This window comes from Saccharothrix obliqua, assembly GCF_019375475.1.
Taxonomy (GTDB): Bacteria; Actinomycetota; Actinomycetes; order Mycobacteriales; family Pseudonocardiaceae; genus Actinosynnema; species Actinosynnema obliqua.
In genome coordinates this window covers 53491-72430 of sequence record NZ_JAHXGQ010000007.1, presented here as the reverse complement: position 1 = coordinate 72430, position 18940 = coordinate 53491, and the positions used below count along the sequence as shown (strand labels likewise).

Here is an 18940-nt window from a genome sequence, read left to right as displayed (position 1 = left end):
GTCGTCAGCACGGAACCCAACGGCGGGGTCCCGGTGCCGCCGGTCGGTTCGTGTCGGACCGATGGAGGAGACCTCCGGGCATTGGCGTGCGCGCGATGTACCGGAGGTGTTTCGATGGCTGTTCCCGCGTGGTTGTGGATCGCGACGATCGCTGGGCTGTTGGTGCTGCTGGCGATCGACCTGTTCATAGTCGACCGCAAACCGCACGAGGTGACCATCGGCGAAGCCGGCCGGTGGGTGACGTTCTACATCGCGGTGGCGATCGCGTTCGGCCTGGGCATCTGGTACTTCGCGGGCGGCACGTCCGCCGGTGAGTTCTTCGCCGGGTACATCACGGAGTACTCGCTCAGCGTCGACAACCTGTTCATCTTCCTCATCATCATGACCACCTTCAAGGTGCCCGCGATCCACCAGCACAAGGTGCTGCTGGTGGGCATCGTGATGGCGTTGATCATGCGCGGTGTCTTCATCGCGGTCGGCGCGGCGGTCATCGCGAAGTTCAGCTGGGTGTTCTACCTGTTCGGCGCGTTCCTCATCTACACCGGCTACAAGCTGGCGCGCACGAACCACGAGGAGGACGAAGAGGACTTCCAGGAGAACGCGGCGCTGCGGTTCGTGCGGCGGGTGTTCCCGGTGACCGACCGGTACCACGACGCCAGGTCGTTCGTGAAGATCGACGGCAAGCGGTTCGTGACGCCGATGTTCATCGTCATGGTCGCCATCGGCACCACGGACCTGCTGTTCGCGCTGGACTCGATCCCCGCGATCTTCGGCTTGACCAAGGAACCGTTCCTGGTGTTCACCGCCAACGCGTTCGCGTTGATGGGCCTGCGCCAGCTCTACTTCCTGCTGGGCGGCCTGCTGAACAAGCTGGTGTACCTGTCGATCGGTTTGTCGGTCATCCTCGGCTTCATCGGCGTGAAGCTGATCCTGGAGGCGTTGCACCAGAACTCGCTGCCGTTCCTGAACGGCGGTGAGCCGCTGCCGGTGCCGGTCATCGGCATCGAGTTGTCGCTGTCGGTGATCGTGGGTGTGCTGGCGATTACCACGGTGGCGTCGCTGATCAAGGTGAAGCGCGACCCGAGCGCGGCGAAGACGGTTGCCAAGTGACGATTCCTCGCGATTGACATTCGGCGGGTGATCGAGCGGTGGCGCTGCGTCGCGATTGGTTCGGTGATTCTGTGAGCGGTCAAAAATTGTCGTGAGCCTTGCTAACGACATTTGGGGTAACGTGCTGGCTCGTGCGCCCCGATGACTTGCAGTCGCTGAACCTCCTCGGCTCCGTGTCGGTCCGCGGTGACCTCGTCCTGGTCAACGCCTCGACGCCGGACCTCACCGCGAACGCCTACCGGGGCGGCCTCTACGCCGTGCCCCTGGACGGCGGTGGCGCCCGGCGCTGGACGTGGGCGGAACGCGACCTCAACCCCCTCATCTCGCCCGACGGGAAGTGGGTCGCGTTCCTCCGCTCCGCCGAGGCGGGCAGCCCGGCGCAGCTGCACGTGCTGCCCGCGGCGGGCGGCGACGCGCGCCGCCTCACCGACCTGCCGCTGGGCGTCGGCGCGCCGGCCTGGTCCCCGGACTCCACGCGCCTCGCGTTCACCGCCCGCGTCCCCGACGCCGGCCGCTACGGCAGGCCCGCCGAGGACGGCGGCGAGGCGCCGAAGCCGGAGGCCGAGGCGCCCCGGCACATCCAGCGGCTGGACTACCGGATCGACGACGTCGGCTTCACCGGCGACCGCAACACGCGGCTGTTCACCGTCGGCCTCGACGGCGAGCAGCCCGTCGAGCTGACCGACGGCGCGTTCGACGTCTCCGAGCCCACCTGGTCCCACGACGGCGCCGCGCTGGTGTTCGTCGCCCAGCGCGACCTGGGCGTGGTGGAGACGCTGCACACGGACCTCTACACGGTGCCCGCGTCCGGCGGCGAGCCCGAGCTGCTGGTGCAGAGCCGCGGCCAGGCGTCGTACCCGGTGGCGGTGCCCGGCGGCGTCGTCTTCTACGGCACCGAGTCCAACGGCGTGCACAGCATCGCCCGCAACGCCAGCCTGTGGCGGTACACCGGCGGCACGCTCACCCGCCTCACCGAGGTCGAGACGGTCGACTGCGAGAAGCTCGCCGGCCCGCCCGTCGTGGTCGGCGACGACGTCCTGGTCGCGGTGCGCAACCGGGGCGCGGTCGAGCTGCGCCGGGTCCCGCTGGACGGCTTCGAGCTGGGCCTGTCGTCGCTGGAGGTGCTGGCGGGCGAACGCGCCGAGGTGAAGTCGTTCGCGGCCGACGGCGACGTCGTCGTGGCGGTCGTGTCGTGGGCCGACAACACCGGCGAGGTGGTCCGGGTCGGCGGCGACGTGCTGACCTCGTTCGGCGCTCCGGTGCCGCTGCGGCCCGCGGTCGAGCTGACCGGCTCCGCGTCCGACGGCTACCCGGTGCACGGCTGGCTGGTGCTGCCCGAGGGCGAGGGCCCGCACCCGGTGGTGCTGGCCGTGCACGGCGGCCCGTTCATGTACCACGGGTGGGGCTTCTTCGACGAGGCGCAGGTGTACGCCCGCGCCGGTTACGCGGTCGTGCTGCCCAACCCGCGCGGCTCCGCCGGCTACGGCCAGTCGCACGGCCAGGCCGTCATCGGCGCGTTCGGCACGGTGGACGTGGACGACGTGCTGTCCGTGCTGGACGTCGCGCTGGAGCGGCCCGACCTGGACGCCGACCGGGTGGGCGTGATGGGCGGCTCCTACGGCGGGTTCATGACGTCGTGGCTCGCCGCGCACCACGGCGAGCGGTTCCGGGCGGCGTGGAGCGAGCGCGCGGTCAACGCGTGGGACTCGTTCACCGGGTCGTCCGACATCGGCTGGTTCTTCGCCGACGCCTACTGCGGGCCCAGCCTGGAGGCGCAGCGGGCCATGTCGCCGCTGACCTACGCGGAGAAGGTGTCCATCCCGTTCATGGTGGTGCACTCCGAGCACGACTGGCGCTGCCCGGTGGAGCAGGCGCAGCGGATGTTCGTGGCGTTGCGGCGCAACGGCGTCGAGGCGGAGATGCTGCTGTTCCCCGGCGAGGGCCACGAGCTGACCCGCTCCGGCCGGCCGCGGCACCGCAAGCAGCGGTTCGACGCCGTGCTGGAGTGGTGGGGCAGGCGCCTGTCCTGACGCGGCGGCCGGACCGGGTTGCCCGATCGGGTTTCCCGCGGGGGAGGGGCTGATCGCGCTTCCCCCGCGCGGGACACTGGTCGCGCGAGGAGGTCCGGCATGACCGTGATTCCCACCCCACGCGCCGGCTCGTGGCCGGCGGGGACGTTCCTGGAGATGCTGCCGCCCGCGGCGCAGGCCGCGCTGCTGGAACTGGGCGTGCCCAGGGCGTTCCGGCGGGGCGAGGTGATGCTGCGCGAGTCGGAGGACTCCGACCACGTGGTGCTGCTGGTGCGCGCCGTGGTGAAGGCGACCGTGACGCTGGACAACGGCCGGGTGGCGTTGCTCGGCGTCAAGGTCGGCGGCGACGTGGTCGGCGAGATGGCGGCGCTGAGCGGCGAACCGCGCTCGGCGACGGTCACCGTCTGCGGCGACTCGCACGCGCGGGTGATCCCGGCGGCGCGGTTCCGGGACTACCTCAACCGGTACCCGGAGGCGAACCTCGCCCTCACCCGGATGATCATGCAGACGCTGCGGTGGGCCGACAAGCGCCGCACCGACTTCACCGGCTACCCGGCGTACGTGCGGCTGGCACGCGTCCTGGACGAGCTGGCCGACGGCTACGGCCGCCCCGTGCCGGGCGGCGTGACCGTCGACCTCGGGCTGACCCAGCGCGAACTCGGCGCGCTGGTCGGCGCGGAGGAGGACACCGCCCGCAAGGAGCTGCGGTCCCTGCGCGACCGCGGCGTGATCCGCATGGGCTACCGGACCATCACCGTCGTCGACCGGGCGGTGCTGAGCAGCATCGCGTACGACTGGTCGGAAACCCGGTGATACCGCTACTTGTCCGCCGCCGCCGGGTCGATCCTGTGGTCGTGAAGCCGGATACCGCAACACCGCTCGACGGCCTGGTCTACCGGCTGGTGGTGGCCGTGGACGTCGAGGGCTACAGCAAGCTGGACGCGCTGGACCAGGCGCTGGCCCAGACGAGACTGGGCGAGGTGCTGGACACCGCCGCCGACCACGCCGGGCTCGACCGCGCCCAGTGGTACCGCCAGGAGCGGGGCGACGGCGAGCTGGCGGTGCTGCCCGCCGACACCGACACCGCGTGGGTCGTCGCGCACTTCACCGAGGGCATCGCGGGCGCGCTGCGCGACCTGCGTGCCGCGGGCACGCCCATGCGGCTGCGGCTGGCCATGCACGGCGGCACGCTCACCGCGGGCCGCTTCGGGCTGGTCGGGCAGGCCCCGATCGTCACCTGCCGGCTGCTGGACTCGCGGGTCGCGCGGCGGGCGCTCGCGGACGGCGACGGCGACCTGGCGCTGGTGATCTCCGGGCGGCTCTACGAGGACGTGGTGCTGACCCGGTTCCACGCGCTGGACCCGACCCGGTTCCGGCCGACGCGGTTCTCCGTGAAGGGCGCCGGCTACTCGGGCTACGTGTGCGCGGGCGAACCACGCGGCGACGCGCCCCGCACACCCGGCGACGTGCGGCGCGGCGGTCTGCGCCGGGTCGGGTGAACACCGCCGCCGGGCAACGCCCCAGTTCGCGGGAAAGCCGGCGGACCGGACACCCGGTGCGGCACGCTTCGCGGATGCAGTGGACCGTGCGGGCCGGTCGGCCCGACGACGCGCCGGCGATCGCCCGGATCAACGTCGACGCGTGGCAGCACGCCTACCGGGGCATCGTGGACGACCCGGTGCTGGACCGGATGCTCCCGGAGAGCAGGCTGCCCGCCTGGTCGCGGGTGCTGGAGCTGCCCGTGCCCAGCCGCGTGTTCGTCGCGGAGGACGAGGACGGCCGGATCGGGGCCTACTGCGCGGTGGACGCGGTGCGCGAACCCGACGACGCCCACCCGGACCTGCACACCGGCGAGCTGGTCGCGATCTACGCCGACCCGCGGTACCGGGGCACCGGCGCGGGGCACCGCGTGCACGAGGCCGGCGTGCGGCACCTGCTGGAGCAGGGCTTCCGGTACGCGGTGCTGTGGGTGTTCCAGGACAACGCGCCCAGCCGCCGGTTCTACGAGGCGCACGGGTGGCGGCACGACGGCCTCGTGCACCACTACGAGCTGGAGCGGCAGGAGCTGCCCGAGGTCCGCTACGGCCGGTTCCTGCCCGCGCCCCGGCGGCGGTGACGGCTCAGCCGAGCAGCGTGTAGTTCAGCTCCTCGCACACGCGGGCCAGCGGCAGGTCCAGGCCGGGGTGCTCCAGCGGCAGCAGCACGTCCGGCGCGGCGGGCAGGCCGCTGCCGCCCGGCGGGTCCCACAGGCACACGGCCGGGTCGCCGCCGTCCATGGACGACCGGTACCAGAGGCCGTCCAGCTCGGGGTAGGCGGCGCGGATCGCCCGCGCCCACTGCTGGGTGAGGCGCTTGGGACCGGCGCTGATCTCCTGCGACGCGCCGACCCGCGTCGGCCACAGGCCCGCGAGGTCGAGCAGCCGCAGCGTGCGGCGCGGGCGCAGCACCACCAGGAACGGGCTGCGGGTGCGCCGGTCCACCACCGACGTCTGCTGGTAGACCTCGGCGACGCTGGTCCGCACGGTCAGCCCGAAGTACAGCACGCCCTGGTCGTGCGCGTGCGCGGGCGAGCCGTCCGGCGTCGGCGGCTGGGTGTCGAAGCGGGCGTGCGGCAGCGGCCCGGTGTAGCGGAAGCTGTTCCAGCGCTGCGGGTGCAGGCCCTTGGCGGTGAAGATGCGCACCAGCCTGGTCGCGCGGTGCACGGCCACCACGTCCTCGGTGCGGCGCAGGTTCGCCTGGAGCACGGCAGGGGGCGGCGGCTGGGGTAGCCGGGACATGTGCGGCGCGTGCCTCGACTACGCCGGCGTGCCGAGCCCGGCGGCGAGGTCCGCCACCCGCTTCGGGTCGCCGCCCGCGAGCAGCCAGTCCCGCGGCGACATCGGCGTGCCCTCCACCAGCAGGTCCTCCTGCCGCGTGGTCATGAAGCCCGCCACCACCAGCGCCGGCTGGTCCTTCGGCACGGCCGCCAGCACCGCCTCCAGGCCGGGCAGCACGCCGCTGCCCGCGAACTGCCACGCGGGCAGCCGCCACGAGCCGCGGTCCTTCCAGCCCACCAGCCTGCCGACGCCCAGCCGGTGCCGGACGCGGCTGGTGTCCACGCCGAGCCGGCGGGCCGCCTCGGCGACGGTCACCGCCGAGTCGCGCAGCACGGCGTGCGCCACGACGGTGCGCGCGCGTGGCTGGTCGTCGGACAGCCGGTGCGGTCCCAGGTCCAGGCCGACGTCGGTGAGCGCGTCCCGCTGGTCGGGCGTGAAGTAGCCGGCCGGGTCGGGGTGCGGTGGGGCCAGTCGCTTGGCGGCGTCGGCGACGAGTTCGAGGAACTCGTCGGGGGTGACCTGCAGACCTGCCTTCGCCAAAACCGCCTCCAGCGCCGGACTCATGCGCACAGGGTATCCCGAGCGTGCGCCTTTGTGCGCGGAGATGCCCCGATCGTCCCAGTCTCCCGACTCTGTGCGCACAGTTCACCACTCTAGGTAAACATTCGAGGTGGGGCACGGTGACCTGCGCCTCATCCGGGTGTCTCGTTACGATGCCACGTCGCACCTGGTCGGGTGTGGTTAGGGGAAAATCGGGTGACGTTTCGGCTGGACACGCGCACACGGCTGGTGGTGGTGCTGTGGGCGCTCGCGATGACGGCGAACGTCGTCCACGTCGCGCTGCGACCCCTCGGCTGGTCGCTCGACCTGCGCGTGTACCGCGCGGGCGGTGAGGCGTGGCTGCACGGGTTCCCCGTGTACGCGGACGGGTTCGCGATACCCGTCGGCGGCCCCGACCTGCCGTTCACCTACCCGCCGGTGGCCGTGCTGCTGTTCGCCCTGGTGGCCCTGCTGCCGCTGCCGGCGGCCATCATCGGCATCGCCGCCGTCAACGTGCTCGCGCTGTCGGTGATCTGCTGGGTCGCCGCCGTCCGCGTGCACGGCCGCGGCGAGCACGCGTTGCGGTGGGGGCTCGGCGTGGCGGCCGTGGTGTCGGTGTTCGACCCGATGCGCGAAACGCTGTGGTTCGGGCAGGTCAACCTCATCCTCGGCGTGCTGGTGGTCGTCGACTGCCTGCTGCCGCGCCGGTGGGTGCCGCGTGGCGCGCTCGTCGGCCTCGCGGCGGCCATCAAGCTGACACCCGCCGTGTTCGCGCTGTACTGGGTGGCGCGCCGCGAGTGGCGGCCCGTGCTCACGGCCATCGCCTCGTTCGCCGCGTTCGGCGCACTCGGGTTCGCCGTCATGCCGGCCGACGCGCAGCGGTTCTGGTTCCACGCCCTGCTCGACCCCGCCCGCGTCGGCAGGCTCACCTACGCGAGCAACCAGTCGCTGCGCGGCACGCTCGCCCGGCTCGGGCTGACCGACGGCGCGCAGGTCGCGGTGTGGGTGCTGCTGTGCCTGGTGGTGGTCGCCCTCGCCTGGTACGTGGCGGCCCGCGTCGGCGACGACCTCACGGCGTTCCTCGCGGTGGCCGTCGCGGGGCTACTCGTCTCACCCGTGTCGTGGGGCCACCACTGGATCTGGATCGGGCCCGGCGTGGTGCTGCTCGGCGCGGCCCGTTGGACCACGGCGTGGCAACGCGCCGCCGCCGCCCTCGTCGTGCTCGTGTTCGCCGTGGGGCCGCACTGGCTGTTCCCCCGGGACAACGACGTCGAACGCGACTGGGCGTGGTGGCAGCAGGTCGTCGGCAACGCCTACGTGTGGTGCGGCCTGGCGGTCCTCGCCTGGTGGGCGTGGCTCGCGGCCCGGCCCGTCAGGAACCGGTGATGTGCGCGACCGCCCGCTCCCGGGTCGCCTCGTCCACCTCGGAGACCCGGAAGTCGCGGTCCACGATGTGGCGGACCAGGTCCGGCTCCGGCGGCAGGCCGTGCTTGCGCAGGTAGTGCGGCACCGCGCCGGCCCAGACCCACGCGCCGTCGGTGCGGAAGTTCAGCGGCACGTCCTGGTCGGCCGGCACGAACTCGTCCACGTCCAGGTGCCGCGCGGCCAGCACCACCGGCGCCGCCTCCAGGTAGGCGAGCAACGCGTCCCGCAGCCGCGGGTCCACCTGCTGCCGCCGCACCACCGGGCGGCCCGCCTCGTCACGCCCGTCGTACACGTGCGCGGTGCGCAGCCCACCCGCCTCCACCGGCGGCGGCAGCCCGGCACGGCGGCGCAGCCAGTCCGGGACGCGGTCGTCGGGGCGCGGGAACGTCCGCAGCTCGTCCTGGAACCCGATCGCCGGCGGCGCGTTGCGCCAGCGCGGCTCGTCCTCGGCGTTGAAGTCCACCGCGAACGAGCTGGGCGCCTCGATCTCGTAGACCGCGCTCAACCACGTGCCGCGGTCCGCCGTGTGCATACCCGCGCGCAACTGCCCGAACAGCGCGACGACCTCCATGGGCGGTCGCACCGGCCGCCACTGGCCGTCCGCCGCGGTGAACGCGAGGTCCACCTCGATGTGCCTGCCCGCCGCCCGGTACTCGGCCCGCACCCGCTGCCAGTCCGGGGGGAGCGCCGGCAGCATCGCCCGCCCGATCCGCCGGACGAGCTGCTGCTGCTCCTGCTCGGTGAGCGGCGTGGCTGGCTGGCTCATGCGCGTGACACCCCTTCGGCTCCCCCCTGGCGAGTGAGCCGATCTTAACGGCCACCCGGGTGGGCCGTCGGCCGGTTCGCCGACCCCGCCGTGCACCGGCCGCCGGCGGGGTCAGCTCGTGGTGAGGTCCTTGTCCTCGACGAGCGTGCCGTCCTTGTCCCAGCGGGTGATGTGGAGCTGGCGGCCGGCCGCGTCGAACGTGCGGACCTGCGCCGGCGTGCCGTCGGGGTACCAGCGCCGCCACTCGTGGACGGCCACCCCGAAGTCGACCACGCCCTCGGCCTTCTTCCGGCCGTTGGGGAACCACTGCTCCTGGAGGCCGTGCTGCACGCCCTCGTAGTAGTTCCCGAGCGCGATCAGGTTGCCGTCGGCGTCCTTGGTCTCCAGCTCGCCGGTGAACAGCTCGCCGTCGTGGACGACGCGCATGGACTCGTCCCGGTATGTCTCGCGGCGGTCGATTCGCATCCGTCATTCCGTCGCTGGTGGGGTGAAGTGGTCCCCCGACCGGTTGCGGTAGTCGTAGGGGATGAAGTGCTCGCGCCCAGTGTAGCTGGGCACGTCCTTCAGCACGGTGTTGCAGTTGGCGCACGCGGGGGCCTCCCCGCCGACCTCGTGGTTCACCGTGCCGTCGCGCCGGCGGGTCTCCTCCGTCCAGCGCGGGTCGAACCGCATGTCCCGCAACGCTTCCCGGTCCAGCGGCGGCGGCGTCGAGTCCGGGCCGTGCGTCGCGCGCCAGTCCTCCTCGTGCCGGCGCTGGCGCTCCCACAGCAGTTCGTTGACGGCCTTGACCTCCGCGTGCCGCAGCGGCTCGTCGTAGTGCGCGCGTCCCTCGAACACCACGGGTTCCTGCACCAGCACCGGCTGGTTGCGGTGGTCGCGGACGACGTTGCCGTCGGCGTCGGTGACCTTGATGGCCTTGCCGTCCGGGCCCAGCACCGGCTTGGTGAACGGGACCTCCTCGGCCTTCATCACCGGGTGCTGCCAGTCCGCGATGCCGCGGTAGTTGTCGCGCAGCAGCGGGTGCAGGTTCTCGGGCCGGATCAGGTCGTCCGGCTGGCCGTTGACGCCCTCCGTGACGAGCCCGGTCCGCCGGTCGATCGCCACCGCCGCGCACGGGCCGTCGTCCGGTTCCAGGTTGTCCGCGTGGTGCCGGGCCCGCTGCCGGGCCAGCTCGTCCACGTAGTCCTTGACCGGCTTGCCGTCCACGGTCTCGATGAGGCCGTCCCGACGCGTCACGCGGCTCTCGTCGATCTCCTCCACCACCGAGCCGCGTGCCTTGTCCGGCTCGAAGTCCGGGTCGCGCACGTCCGGCGCGGGCCCGGGGTCCACCGGGTCCGGGAAGTGCGGCTGCTCCGGCACGCGCTCGCTCGCCGAGGGCGCCTTGTGCTCCTCGGCGGGGTCGTCGGACGCGCGGTCGCGGGCGTCGGTGGGGTCGAGGTCGTGCTTGTCGTCGGGTTCGGTGCCGGGCGCGAACCCGTCGTCACCGGTCCTGGTGTGGGTGCCGTCGGGGTGGTGGGTCTGCCACTCGCCGTTCGGCGGGATCCGGGGTTGGCGCGTGCCGTCGGGGCCGACCTCGGCGTCGCTGGTGTAGACGCGGCCGTTGCTGTCGGTCCACGCGGGTTTGGTGGGTGCGAGGACGTCCGCGCCGGTGTGCCGGGAGAGGCGGTCGGCGAAGTCGTTGCTCGCGGCGTCGCAGCCGATGAGCCGGATGGGCGTCTTGCCGTCCCAACCGTTGCGGCGCAACAGGTCCCCGTACTCCTCGGGGGAGTAGGTGTGGTTGCCGATGCGTGCGCGACCGTCCGGCGTGATGTGCACGTCGGCGGTGAAGTAGCGCGGGTCGTGGGGCACGCGGTGCGGCAGGTCGCCCATGTCGGGATCGCCGCGGTGGTGCGAGATCCCGGCGGGCGTGGACTCACCGTGCCGCGCGTGCGCCTGGTCGATGTCGGGCCGTTCCCCGTCCGGCCCGTGGTGCGGCGCGTCGGTGTCGGGCCGGTCGGTGTCGGCCTTGTCGGTGTGTGCGGGGTCGGTGTGCGCGGGGTCGGTGTGCGCGGGGTCGGTGTCGGACCTGTGGTGCGGGGCGCCGTTGTCCGGCCCGTGGTGCGGGTCGTCCGGCTTGTGGTGCCTGCCGTTCGGCGCGGGGTCGTACGGGTGCCCGGCGGGACCCGTTTCCCCGCGGGGGCGGGCGTTGTCCGGCCGCGAGCCGACCGGCCCCTGTGGACCGTGCTGCTGCCCCGGCCCGGTGTGGCCCGGTGTGCGTCCCGGCCCGGTGTGGCCCGGCGCGGTGTGGCCGGGGCCGGGGTGCACCGGGTTGGCGTGGCCGGGGCCGGGGTGCGGCGGCCCGGCGTAGGACGGGTGCGGTCCGCTGCCGGGCCCGTTGTGGGGCCGGCCCGGCGGCGGGGTGTTCGGACCGGCGTTGGACGTGCTGGTGTGCGGCGTCCCCGGCGTGCGTGGCGCGGGCACGCCGGAACCGAGGTCGCCCCGGCTGCCGGGAGTGCCGGTCCAACCACCACCGGGACGCGTGCCACCGGGGTTGCCGCCCGGCGCGCCCTGCTGACCCGGAGTCCCACCGGGACCGCTGTTCCCGTAGCTCGCGGCGGGGTTTCCCTGGTGTGCGCCGGGAGTGCCCGGGGCCGGTGGGGGACCGGCGGAGTGCGGCGTGTCCGGACGCGCGGGCGCGTTCGGGGCGGCGGCCGTGGAGGTCTGGGTGTGGTCGACCCGGTTCGGGGGCGTCGGCGAACCGCCCGGGGACGAGTAGCCGCCGGGAGGCGTGTTCCCGCCCGGCCCGCCGCGGGTCTCGCCGACCGGCGTGTTGCCACCCGGTGTGTTGCCGCCCGGTGTGTTGCCGCCCGGCCCGCCACGCGTCTCGCCCGCGGGCATGTGCCCACCAGACGGGTTGCCGCCGGGCGTGTGCCCACCGGGCGGAACGACGTTCGGGTTGCCCCGCGGCGGGTAGGTCCCCGGAGGCGCCACGTCGGGGTTGCCGGGCCGCGGCGTGCGGGGCGCGCCACCCGGTCCGCCACGCGTCTCGCCCAGCCCGCGCGGCATGTCGCCGTCCGGGTGCGGCCGTCCCGGGTGGGTGCTCGCCGGGCCGGGCACACCCGGATCACCGGGGCGCGTGTCGGTCGGCGTGCTCGCCGTGGTGGTCGTCCCGTCACCGGGACGGGGACCACGCGGCGGCGACCCGTCAGGAGACGACCCCGTCGGCGACGACCCCGTCGGCGACGAACCGTTGGGGGAGGACCGATCCGGCGAAGACCCGTCCGGCGAAGATCCGTCCGGCGACGAGCCGTCCGGCGAGGACGAGGAACCCCGCGTCGAGCCCGAAGGGGCGTCCACGTCGGCCTTCCCGGTCTGGAGGAACCCGCCCTTCTTGATGTTCTTCGGGTCCAGCACGTCCAGCCCGGTGGCCTTGCCGGCGAGCTTCCCGACCACCTTCGCGATCTTCTCGAAGACCTCGACCAGACGCTTCAGCATCGGCGAGACCTTCTTGATGGTGCTCAGCAGGTCCTTGATGATCTTCGCGATCTTGGCGGCCCACTTGGAGATCGCGGTCACCGCCTGCGCCACGATCACCGGCGTGCCGAACCCGAGGGTGAACGCCGCCTCCAGCACCCACGCGATGAGCTTGCCGACGAGGTCGGCGATCAGGTCGCGCACCATCTCGCGGACGAACGCGACGACCATCCCCATCAGGCCCACCACGGTGCCGACGGTCGACGCCGCCGACGCCGCGCCCGTCAACGCGTCCCCGTGCACCTGGGAGTTCGTCAGGTACCGCGCCGCCGCCGCGCCCTCCCACCCGGCGGTGCCCGACGCGACCGCGGCCCGGTAGTCCTCCGCGACCTTCCCCAGCTCGGTGCCGACGTTGTTCCACGTCGTGGAGTACGACTCGATCACGGGCGGGTTCCCGGCGAGCCAGTCGAGCATGTCCTTCAACGGCTGCATGTGCTCCATGAGGAACGACGCCGCCGAGGACAGCAGGGTGCCGAACGGGTCGATCGCCATGGCCGCCGCGTCCGCGGCCAGCCCGACCATCCCCAGTCCGGCCTCGACCCAGTTGCCGTCCTTGATGCCGTTGAACGTGTCCATCGCGGACTCGGCGATGGAAATGCCCGTCGCCCAGCCGTTGTCACCCGTGCCGGCGTTGAAGAAACCACCCGGCTCGGCCGGCGGCGCGGCCACCAACGGGTTCTCGCCCGCCATCACTCACCCGACCGGAAGCTGTCGCGGATGGAGTCTTCCATCTCCTGGTACTGGGTGACGGTGTCCTTCACGGCTTTGCCCGCGGACTCCATCGCCTCGACGGCGCCCTGCAACGCGTCCAACCCCCACTGCTCGACGGGGTCGAGCATCATCCGGAACGGCTGGCAGATGATCCCGTACGCATCGGTCGGCATGGACACCGTCTTCGCGGCGTCGACGGCGGCCTGGATGCGGGTGCTCAGGTCGTTCAACTGCTTGCCGTGGCCGTCCAAAGTGCCCGCGACGATCTCGAACCCCGTCATGGCGTGCTCTCCCCCCGGTTCACGACAGGAACGACCTGCCGCCGAAATCGTCGTCGTCGTCCGGCCCGCGCGACGCGGGCGGGCGGCGGGTCGGCGGCGCCTGCGGGCGGCGGGTCTGCTCCCGGTGGCCGTCGTCGTCGAGGCCGAAGTCCAGTTCGCGGTTCACCGGCGGCGGCACGTCGTCCTGCGGCGGCGCGGGGAAGTGCTTCTTCGCCTCGTGCAACAGCACGTTCGCGGTCTCGTCGCCGGTGCCGATGGTCTCCGCCATGGCCTGCTGGAGCAGTTCGGGGATGCGGGACTGCGCGCGCTGCAACGTGCGCATCACCTCGGCCGAGACCTCGGCCATCCGCTTGCCGCCCGCCTGCTCGGCGATCTCCAGGCGCGTGAGGATGCCGTTGGAGCCGATGGTGAGCCGCACCAGGCCGTCCTTGGACGTCTCGGTGATGGACAGGCCCTGGACGTGCTCCGCCATCCGCTGGTAGCGCTCGGCCTTGCGCTCGATGCCCGCCTGCCACTGGTCGAGCATCCGCTCGGACGCGCCGATGTCCTCGGGCACGGTGGCTTCCCCCTCGATCACGCTGCCGGTGCTTCGCTCCAGGATGACGCAGGAGTGAACGGGCCGGTTCCGGCACCACGCCAAATGCTCCGAACGGAGCAGCGCCGGAACCGGCCCGCGCGGGCTCAGCCCACGCCCAGCAGGTCCACCACGAACACCAGCGTCTCACCGGGCTTGATCACGCCGCCCGCGCCGCGGTCGCCGTAGCCGAGGTGCGGCGGGATGACGAGCTTGCGCCGCCCACCGACCTTCATGCCCGCGACGCCGCGGTCCCAGCCGGCGATGACCCGGCCGCCGCCGAGCGGGAACGAGAACGCCTCGCCGCGGTCCCACGAGGCGTCGAACTGCTCGCCGGTGGAGTGCGAAACGCCGACGTAGTGCACGTGCACCAGCTGGCCGGGAACGGCTTCCGGGCCGTCTCCCACGGTGATGTCCTCGACCAGCAGGTCCGCGGGCGCCGGACCGTCGTGCGGTTCGACCACGGGCTTGGTCATGAGCGGTCTCCTCGTGCAATCGGGATCAGTCCGCGCCGAGTCAACCACGCCGCCACTCGACGAGCCGCCCGGCGGGGCGGTGCAACGCGTCGCCGGGTGTGCTCCGTCCTGTTGGCATGACGCGATGGACGTGGGGTAGGCGGGTGGCGCTGCTCGGCGGCGCGGCGCTGGTCGCGGCGGGCGTGGTCGCCGCCATGCCGGACGACCCGGTCGCACACGACCGACCGCCGGGCCGCGACGTGCCGGTCGATCTCGTGGCCTACGACACGTGCGACACGGCGCTCACCGAGCTGCGTGCGGCGATCGCACCGCACGTCGGCCCGTACGGCTTAGGCGGGGCGGTGCAGCAGTCGCTGAGCGTCGAAGGGCGTGCCGCCGCCCAACCGGACGCGGCCAAGCCGGAGCACTCGACGACCAACGTGCGGGAAGCCGGTGTCGACGAACCGGACCTGGTGAAAACCGACGGCAAACGCGTCGTCACGGTCGCCGACGGCAGGCTGCGGGTCGTGGACGTCGCGTCCCGCGCGCTCACCGGCTCCCTCGAACTGCCCGGCGGCTACGCGTCGAAGCTGCTGCTGCACGGCGACCGCGTGCTGGTGGTCTCCGACTCGAACATGGCGCTGGAGCGTGGATTCACGTCCGACGGGTTCGTGCCCGAGAACGGCGCGACGCTGACTTTGGTGGACCTGGCCGGGCCGCCGGCGGTCGTCGGGTCGCTGCGCGTGGCCGGACGCCACCTCGACGCCCGGCAGATCGGCGACGTGGTGCGCGTCGTGGTGCAGTCCGCGCCACACCTGCCGTGGGTGTACCCGGCGGTGGACGTGCCCGAGGACCAGGCGGCGGCCCGCAACCGGGAGGTGGTCGCCACGTCCCCGATCGACGCGTGGCTCCCGTCGTACGAGCTGACCGCCGCCGACGGGTCGCGCTCGACCGGCCGACTCGTGCCGTGCGACCGGATCAGCCACCCCGAGCAGCACTCCGGCACGTCCCTGCTGACCGTGCTCACGTTCGACTTCCCCGGCGAACTCGGCAGCGGCGACGCGGTGTCCGTCCTCGCCGACGGCGACACCGTCTACAGCACCGGCACTTCGCTCTACGTCGCGGACGACCACCACCTCGCGCCGAACGCGAACCGGACGGCCGCGCCGCCCGACAACACCGTGATTTACCAGTTCGACATCACCGGCGCGGACCGGCCCCGCCACGTCGCGTCCGGCTCGGTGCGCGGCGCGCCGCTGAACCAGTACGCCCTGTCCGAGCACGACGGCCACCTGCGGGTGGCGACCACGTCGTTCGACGCGCCGGGCGTCCCCGAGCAGCCGCCCGCGTCGCAGAGCGCGGTGACCGCGCTGAAGCGCGACGGCACGCGCCTGGTGGAGGTCGGCCGCGTGGACGGGCTGGGCGTGGGGGAGCGCATCCACGGCGTCCGGTTCGCGGGCGACACGGGCTACGTGGTGACGTTCCGCCGGACCGACCCCCTCTACGTGCTGGACCTGTCCGACCCGGCACGACCACGCCGGACGGGCGAGCTGAAGATCACCGGCTACTCCGCGTACCTGCACCCGGTGGGCGACGGGAAGCTGATCGGCGTCGGCCAGGAGGCCACCGACCAGGGCCGGACGCAGGGCACGCAGGTGTCGTTGTTCGACGTGGCCGACCCGACCGCGCCGCGCCGCGTCGCCGCGCACCACCTGCCGGGCGCGACCTCCGAGGTCGAGTACGACCCGCACGCGTTCCTCCACTGGGCCCGGCGCGACCTCGTGGTGGTGCCGGTGTCGACCGGCACGACGAGCGGCGTGCTGCTGCTCCGGTTGCGGGACAACGCGTTCACCGAGATCGGCACCGTGCGCCACACGGCCGGCGGACCACACGACGCGCTCGTGCGGCGGGCGTTGTTCGTCGGCGACGACCTGTGGACGGTGTCCGCGGCGGGCGTCCGGGTGAACCGGGCCGACGACCTCGCGGAACGCGCGTGGGTGTCGTTCGGCTGACCGCCGCTCAGGCGATGTCGTCGTGCAGCAGGCGGTGCGCGAGGACCGTGCCGCCCGCCATCGCCGCCGGGAACACGACGAGCGCCGCCAACGGGATCAGGCACAGCAGGTAGGCGGGCACGGCGAAACCGAGCGTCACCGCGCGCCGCTTCCGCAGCACCCGGCGACGCACCTTCAGGTCCAGGCCCCGGCGGGTGAACGGGATGGCGGTGAGTTCGATGCCGAGCAGGGTCGCGTTGACGCACACCGCGATCACCGGCACCACCGTCTGCCCGACGACCGGGATGAACCCGGCGGCGAACAGCGGCACCGCGCACAGCACGGCCAACCCGACCAGCAGCAGGCCGTCCCGGATGCCGATCACGGCGGCCCGGCCCCACGTCACCCGCTGCGCCTCGGGCACACCACCCAGGTGCTCGTCCTCCACCGTTTCCGCGATGTGCTCGTAGAACGGCCCGCCGATCACCAGCGTGATCGCGGAGAACAACAGCAGGCCCACCGCGACGTACCCGCCGACGATCGACACACCCGCCGCGAGGCGCGTCGCGGAACGCGCGGCGTCGTTCCAGTCGTCGGCGAACGGCGTGACCCACGCGGCGATGTCGTCGATCCACACGCCCAGCGCCACCAGGCTGCCGATCAGCAGCACCGTGGTGATCACCGCCGGGATCGCGCCGACCAGCAACAGCTTCGGCGACCGGAACACCAGCCCGAAGCCCTTGGCCAACAACCCGACGCCGGTGGAGAAATCGCGCAGCACCCTGATCACCGGCGGAGCATATCCGCCCCACGGGCGCGGACAGGACGATTCGGGCGTCTCAACGGCGGCGACGGCGGAACGAGAACGTGCGCGTGCCCGCGCCCACCCCGGCCAGGTGCAGCGCCACGCACAACAACCCCGCCGTGACGAGCGTGCCGCCGTCCAGGACGGAGCCCAACGACGCGTTGGCGAGATCCAGCAGCAGGGCGAGTCCGAAGACGACCGCGGCGATGATCGCGAACACTGGTGCCTCCCGGATGGGTCAGGTGCGGATGGGTCAGGTGCCGATGAGTAGGTGCCCCTGTCCCTACCCGGCCCCGGCACACCCCAAGCGGTGCGTTCGGCGCAACTTCACGGACCCACCAGGCGCGGCGGCGACGGCGTCGCGGTCCGCGCCCACGCCACCAGCCCCACCACGTCCACCCCGTGCGGCGCGGCGTCCCGGAACGGCTCGATGTTGTCCGCGCCCCGCGCCAGCAGGCTCCGGCCGCCCTTCGCGTTGCCCCGCGCCAGGTGCGTGAGGCCCACCGCGAGCTGCGCCAACCCGCGCCACAGCTCCCGCTCCTCCACCGGCGCGGACTTCCACGCGTCCTCCAGCACCTCGTGCGCGTGGAACGGCTTGCCGTCGTCCAACAACCGCTGCGCCTCCGCCAACGCCACCTCGGGCGGGCGCACCACGCCCTCCGGCTGGCGCTCCACCCCGGCCGCCCCGTACGGCAGGGGACGGCCCAACCCGTCCCGCGGACGTGCGTTGCGGGCCCGGCCGGTCTCGTCGCGGTCACGCTCCTCCACACCCCGATCGTGTCACGTCGCGCACCCGCCGTCGACGTCACCCGCGCGCCCATACTGGGCCGGTGTCCGAACAGGACTGGGTCCTGCACGTGGACCTCGACCAGTTCATCGCGGCGGTCGAGGTCGCGCGCCGACCCGAGCTGCGCGGCAGGCCGGTGGTCGTCGGCGGCGCCGGCGACCCGACCCGCCGCGCCGTCGTGGCCACCGCCTCCTACGAGGCCCGCGCGTTCGGCGTCCACTCCGGGATGCCGTTGAAGCTCGCGGCCCGCAAGTGCCCCGACGCGGTGTTCCTGCCCACCGACCCGCCCGCCTACGAGGCGGTGTCCGCGCGGGTCATGGCCGCGTTGCGGGAACTGCCCGCCGAAGTGGAGGTCATCGGGTGGGACGAGGCGTTCCTCGGCGTCCGCACCACCGACCCCGAGGCGTTCGCGGCACGCGTGCGGGCGGCCGTCGCCGAGCGCACCGGCCTGTCCTGCTCCGTCGGCGTCGGCGACAACAAGCTGCGCGCGAAACTCGCCACCGGTTTCGCCAAACCCGCCGGCGTCTACCGCCTCACCAGGGACAACTGGGTGGCCGTGATGGCGGAGCGGCCGGTGACCGCGCTCTGGGGCGTCGGCGGCCGGACCGCCGCGAAACTCGCCGAACTCGACATCCGCACCGTCGCCGACCTCGCCCGCGCCGACCCGGCGGCACTGGCCACCCGGTTCGGCCCCGCCACCGGACCGCACCTGCGGGACCTCGCGCTCGGCGCGGGCGACCCGACCGTCCGCGGCACACCGCGCGTCGCGCGTTCCCGGTCCCGCGAAACCACCTTCCAACAGGACCTGACCAGCGCCGACGAGATCCGCACGCAGGTGCGGCTGCTCGCGCGACGCGTCGCCGAGGACGTCCGCGCCGAAGGGCGGCCCGCGGTGCGCGTCGCCGTCAAGGTCCGGTTCGCACCCTTCCGCACCACCACCCGAGGCGTGCCGCTGCCCGCGCCCGCGACCGACGCGGCGGCGATCGAGGACGGCGCGCTCACCGCCCTGGCCGGGCTCGACCTGGACCGCGCCGTGCGGTTGCTCGGCGTCCGCGCCGAGTTCGGCTGAAAACCACCCGGACAGGGGGTTCTGCTTCCCCGGGAGGGTTACCTCCGGGGTTTTGCGCGCGCGCGAG

At 73.2% G+C, this 18940-nt stretch carries 19 protein-coding genes; 8 read left to right on the top strand and 11 right to left on the bottom strand.

The annotated features are described in order from the left end of the window. The first annotated feature begins 114 nt into the window (after positions 1-114). From KZQ38_RS22225 to KZQ38_RS22205, 5 genes are all read left to right on the top strand, one after another. Positions 115-1110 carry a TerC family protein gene (locus tag KZQ38_RS22225; RefSeq protein WP_219444137.1) on the top strand — a complete coding sequence of 332 codons (996 nt, stop codon included), beginning with the start codon at positions 115-117 and terminating at the stop codon, positions 1108-1110. A gap of 131 nt (positions 1111-1241) precedes the next feature. Beyond that, positions 1242-3140 carry a S9 family peptidase gene (locus KZQ38_RS22220; RefSeq protein WP_219444135.1) on the top strand — a complete coding sequence of 633 codons (1899 nt, stop codon included), beginning with the start codon at positions 1242-1244 and terminating at the stop codon, positions 3138-3140. A gap of 99 nt (positions 3141-3239) precedes the next feature. Then, positions 3240-3953, top strand: a complete 714-nt coding sequence (locus tag KZQ38_RS22215) for a Crp/Fnr family transcriptional regulator (RefSeq protein ID WP_219444133.1) — start codon at positions 3240-3242, stop codon at positions 3951-3953. Between the two features lie 41 nt (positions 3954-3994). Further along, a complete protein-coding gene (locus KZQ38_RS22210) occupies positions 3995-4639 on the top strand; it encodes a hypothetical protein (protein WP_308258526.1) in 645 nt (214 codons plus the stop codon). A 74-nt stretch (positions 4640-4713) separates the two neighbouring features. Then, on the top strand, positions 4714-5256 hold the full coding sequence (locus KZQ38_RS22205) for a GNAT family N-acetyltransferase (RefSeq protein WP_219444129.1): 543 nt from the start codon (positions 4714-4716) through the stop codon (positions 5254-5256). Positions 5257-5260: 4 nt separating this feature from the next. Here KZQ38_RS22205 and KZQ38_RS22200 read toward each other — a convergent pair whose 3' ends face one another. Together KZQ38_RS22200 and KZQ38_RS22195 are read right to left on the bottom strand one after the other, a co-directional pair. Continuing rightward, complete coding sequence (locus tag KZQ38_RS22200) at positions 5261-5917, bottom strand: RES family NAD+ phosphorylase (RefSeq protein WP_219444127.1); 657 nt, start codon at positions 5915-5917, stop codon at positions 5261-5263. An 18-nt stretch (positions 5918-5935) separates the two neighbouring features. Next, positions 5936-6520 (bottom strand): DNA-binding protein, encoded by a 585-nt coding sequence (locus KZQ38_RS22195; protein ID WP_219444125.1) that lies wholly within the window; start codon positions 6518-6520, stop codon positions 5936-5938. Between the two features lie 192 nt (positions 6521-6712). Here KZQ38_RS22195 and KZQ38_RS22190 point away from each other — a divergent pair, with 192 nt between their 5' ends. Further along, the gene (locus KZQ38_RS22190; protein WP_219444123.1) at positions 6713-7882 is read left to right on the top strand and encodes a glycosyltransferase 87 family protein; all 1170 of its coding nucleotides are present in this window, start codon (positions 6713-6715) and stop codon (positions 7880-7882) included. Here KZQ38_RS22190 and KZQ38_RS22185 read toward each other — a convergent pair. The 6 genes from KZQ38_RS22185 to KZQ38_RS22160 all read right to left on the bottom strand — a co-directional run bounded on the left by KZQ38_RS22185 (position 7869) and on the right by KZQ38_RS22160 (position 14242). After that, complete coding sequence (locus KZQ38_RS22185) at positions 7869-8687, bottom strand: hypothetical protein (protein WP_219444122.1); 819 nt, start codon at positions 8685-8687, stop codon at positions 7869-7871. The two genes, KZQ38_RS22190 and KZQ38_RS22185, sit on opposite strands and share 14 nt — an antisense overlap. 111 nt (positions 8688-8798) lie before the next feature. Then, entirely contained in the window at positions 8799-9152 is a 354-nt protein-coding gene (locus KZQ38_RS22180; RefSeq protein ID WP_219444120.1) for a toxin-antitoxin system YwqK family antitoxin, read from the bottom strand. Positions 9153-9155: 3 nt separating this feature from the next. After that, entirely contained in the window at positions 9156-12890 is a 3735-nt protein-coding gene (locus tag KZQ38_RS22175; protein ID WP_219444118.1) for a WXG100 family type VII secretion target, read from the bottom strand. After that, complete coding sequence (locus KZQ38_RS22170) at positions 12890-13192, bottom strand: type VII secretion target (protein ID WP_219444117.1); 303 nt, start codon at positions 13190-13192, stop codon at positions 12890-12892. The genes KZQ38_RS22175 and KZQ38_RS22170 overlap by 1 nt, the downstream gene beginning before the upstream one ends. A 19-nt stretch (positions 13193-13211) precedes the next feature. Further along, entirely contained in the window at positions 13212-13769 is a 558-nt protein-coding gene (locus KZQ38_RS22165) for a YbaB/EbfC family nucleoid-associated protein (protein ID WP_308258525.1), read from the bottom strand. Between the two features lie 104 nt (positions 13770-13873). Then, positions 13874-14242 carry an FKBP-type peptidyl-prolyl cis-trans isomerase gene (locus tag KZQ38_RS22160; protein ID WP_219444115.1) on the bottom strand — a complete coding sequence of 123 codons (369 nt, stop codon included), beginning with the start codon at positions 14240-14242 and terminating at the stop codon, positions 13874-13876. A gap of 116 nt (positions 14243-14358) precedes the next feature. On the opposite strand from KZQ38_RS22160, the gene KZQ38_RS22155 reads away from it, so the two are divergent. Further along, a complete protein-coding gene (locus KZQ38_RS22155; protein ID WP_219444113.1) occupies positions 14359-16233 on the top strand; it encodes a beta-propeller domain-containing protein in 1875 nt (624 codons plus the stop codon). A 7-nt stretch (positions 16234-16240) separates the two neighbouring features. On the opposite strand, the gene KZQ38_RS22150 is transcribed toward KZQ38_RS22155, so the two are convergent. The 3 genes from KZQ38_RS22150 to KZQ38_RS22140 form a co-directional block, all read right to left on the bottom strand. Next, positions 16241-16993 (bottom strand): EI24 domain-containing protein, encoded by a 753-nt coding sequence (locus KZQ38_RS22150; protein WP_219444643.1) that lies wholly within the window; start codon positions 16991-16993, stop codon positions 16241-16243. Between the two features lie 58 nt (positions 16994-17051). Then, complete coding sequence (locus tag KZQ38_RS22145; protein ID WP_219444112.1) at positions 17052-17237, bottom strand: hypothetical protein; 186 nt, start codon at positions 17235-17237, stop codon at positions 17052-17054. 107 nt (positions 17238-17344) lie between these two features. Continuing rightward, positions 17345-17785, bottom strand: coding sequence for a DUF309 domain-containing protein (locus tag KZQ38_RS22140; RefSeq protein WP_219444110.1), 441 nt, complete (start codon positions 17783-17785; stop codon positions 17345-17347). A 62-nt stretch (positions 17786-17847) separates the two neighbouring features. Here KZQ38_RS22140 and KZQ38_RS22135 point away from each other — a divergent pair, with 62 nt between their 5' ends. Further along, on the top strand, positions 17848-18873 hold the full coding sequence (locus tag KZQ38_RS22135) for a DNA polymerase IV (protein ID WP_219444108.1): 1026 nt from the start codon (positions 17848-17850) through the stop codon (positions 18871-18873). Positions 18874-18940: the final 67 nt, after the last annotated feature.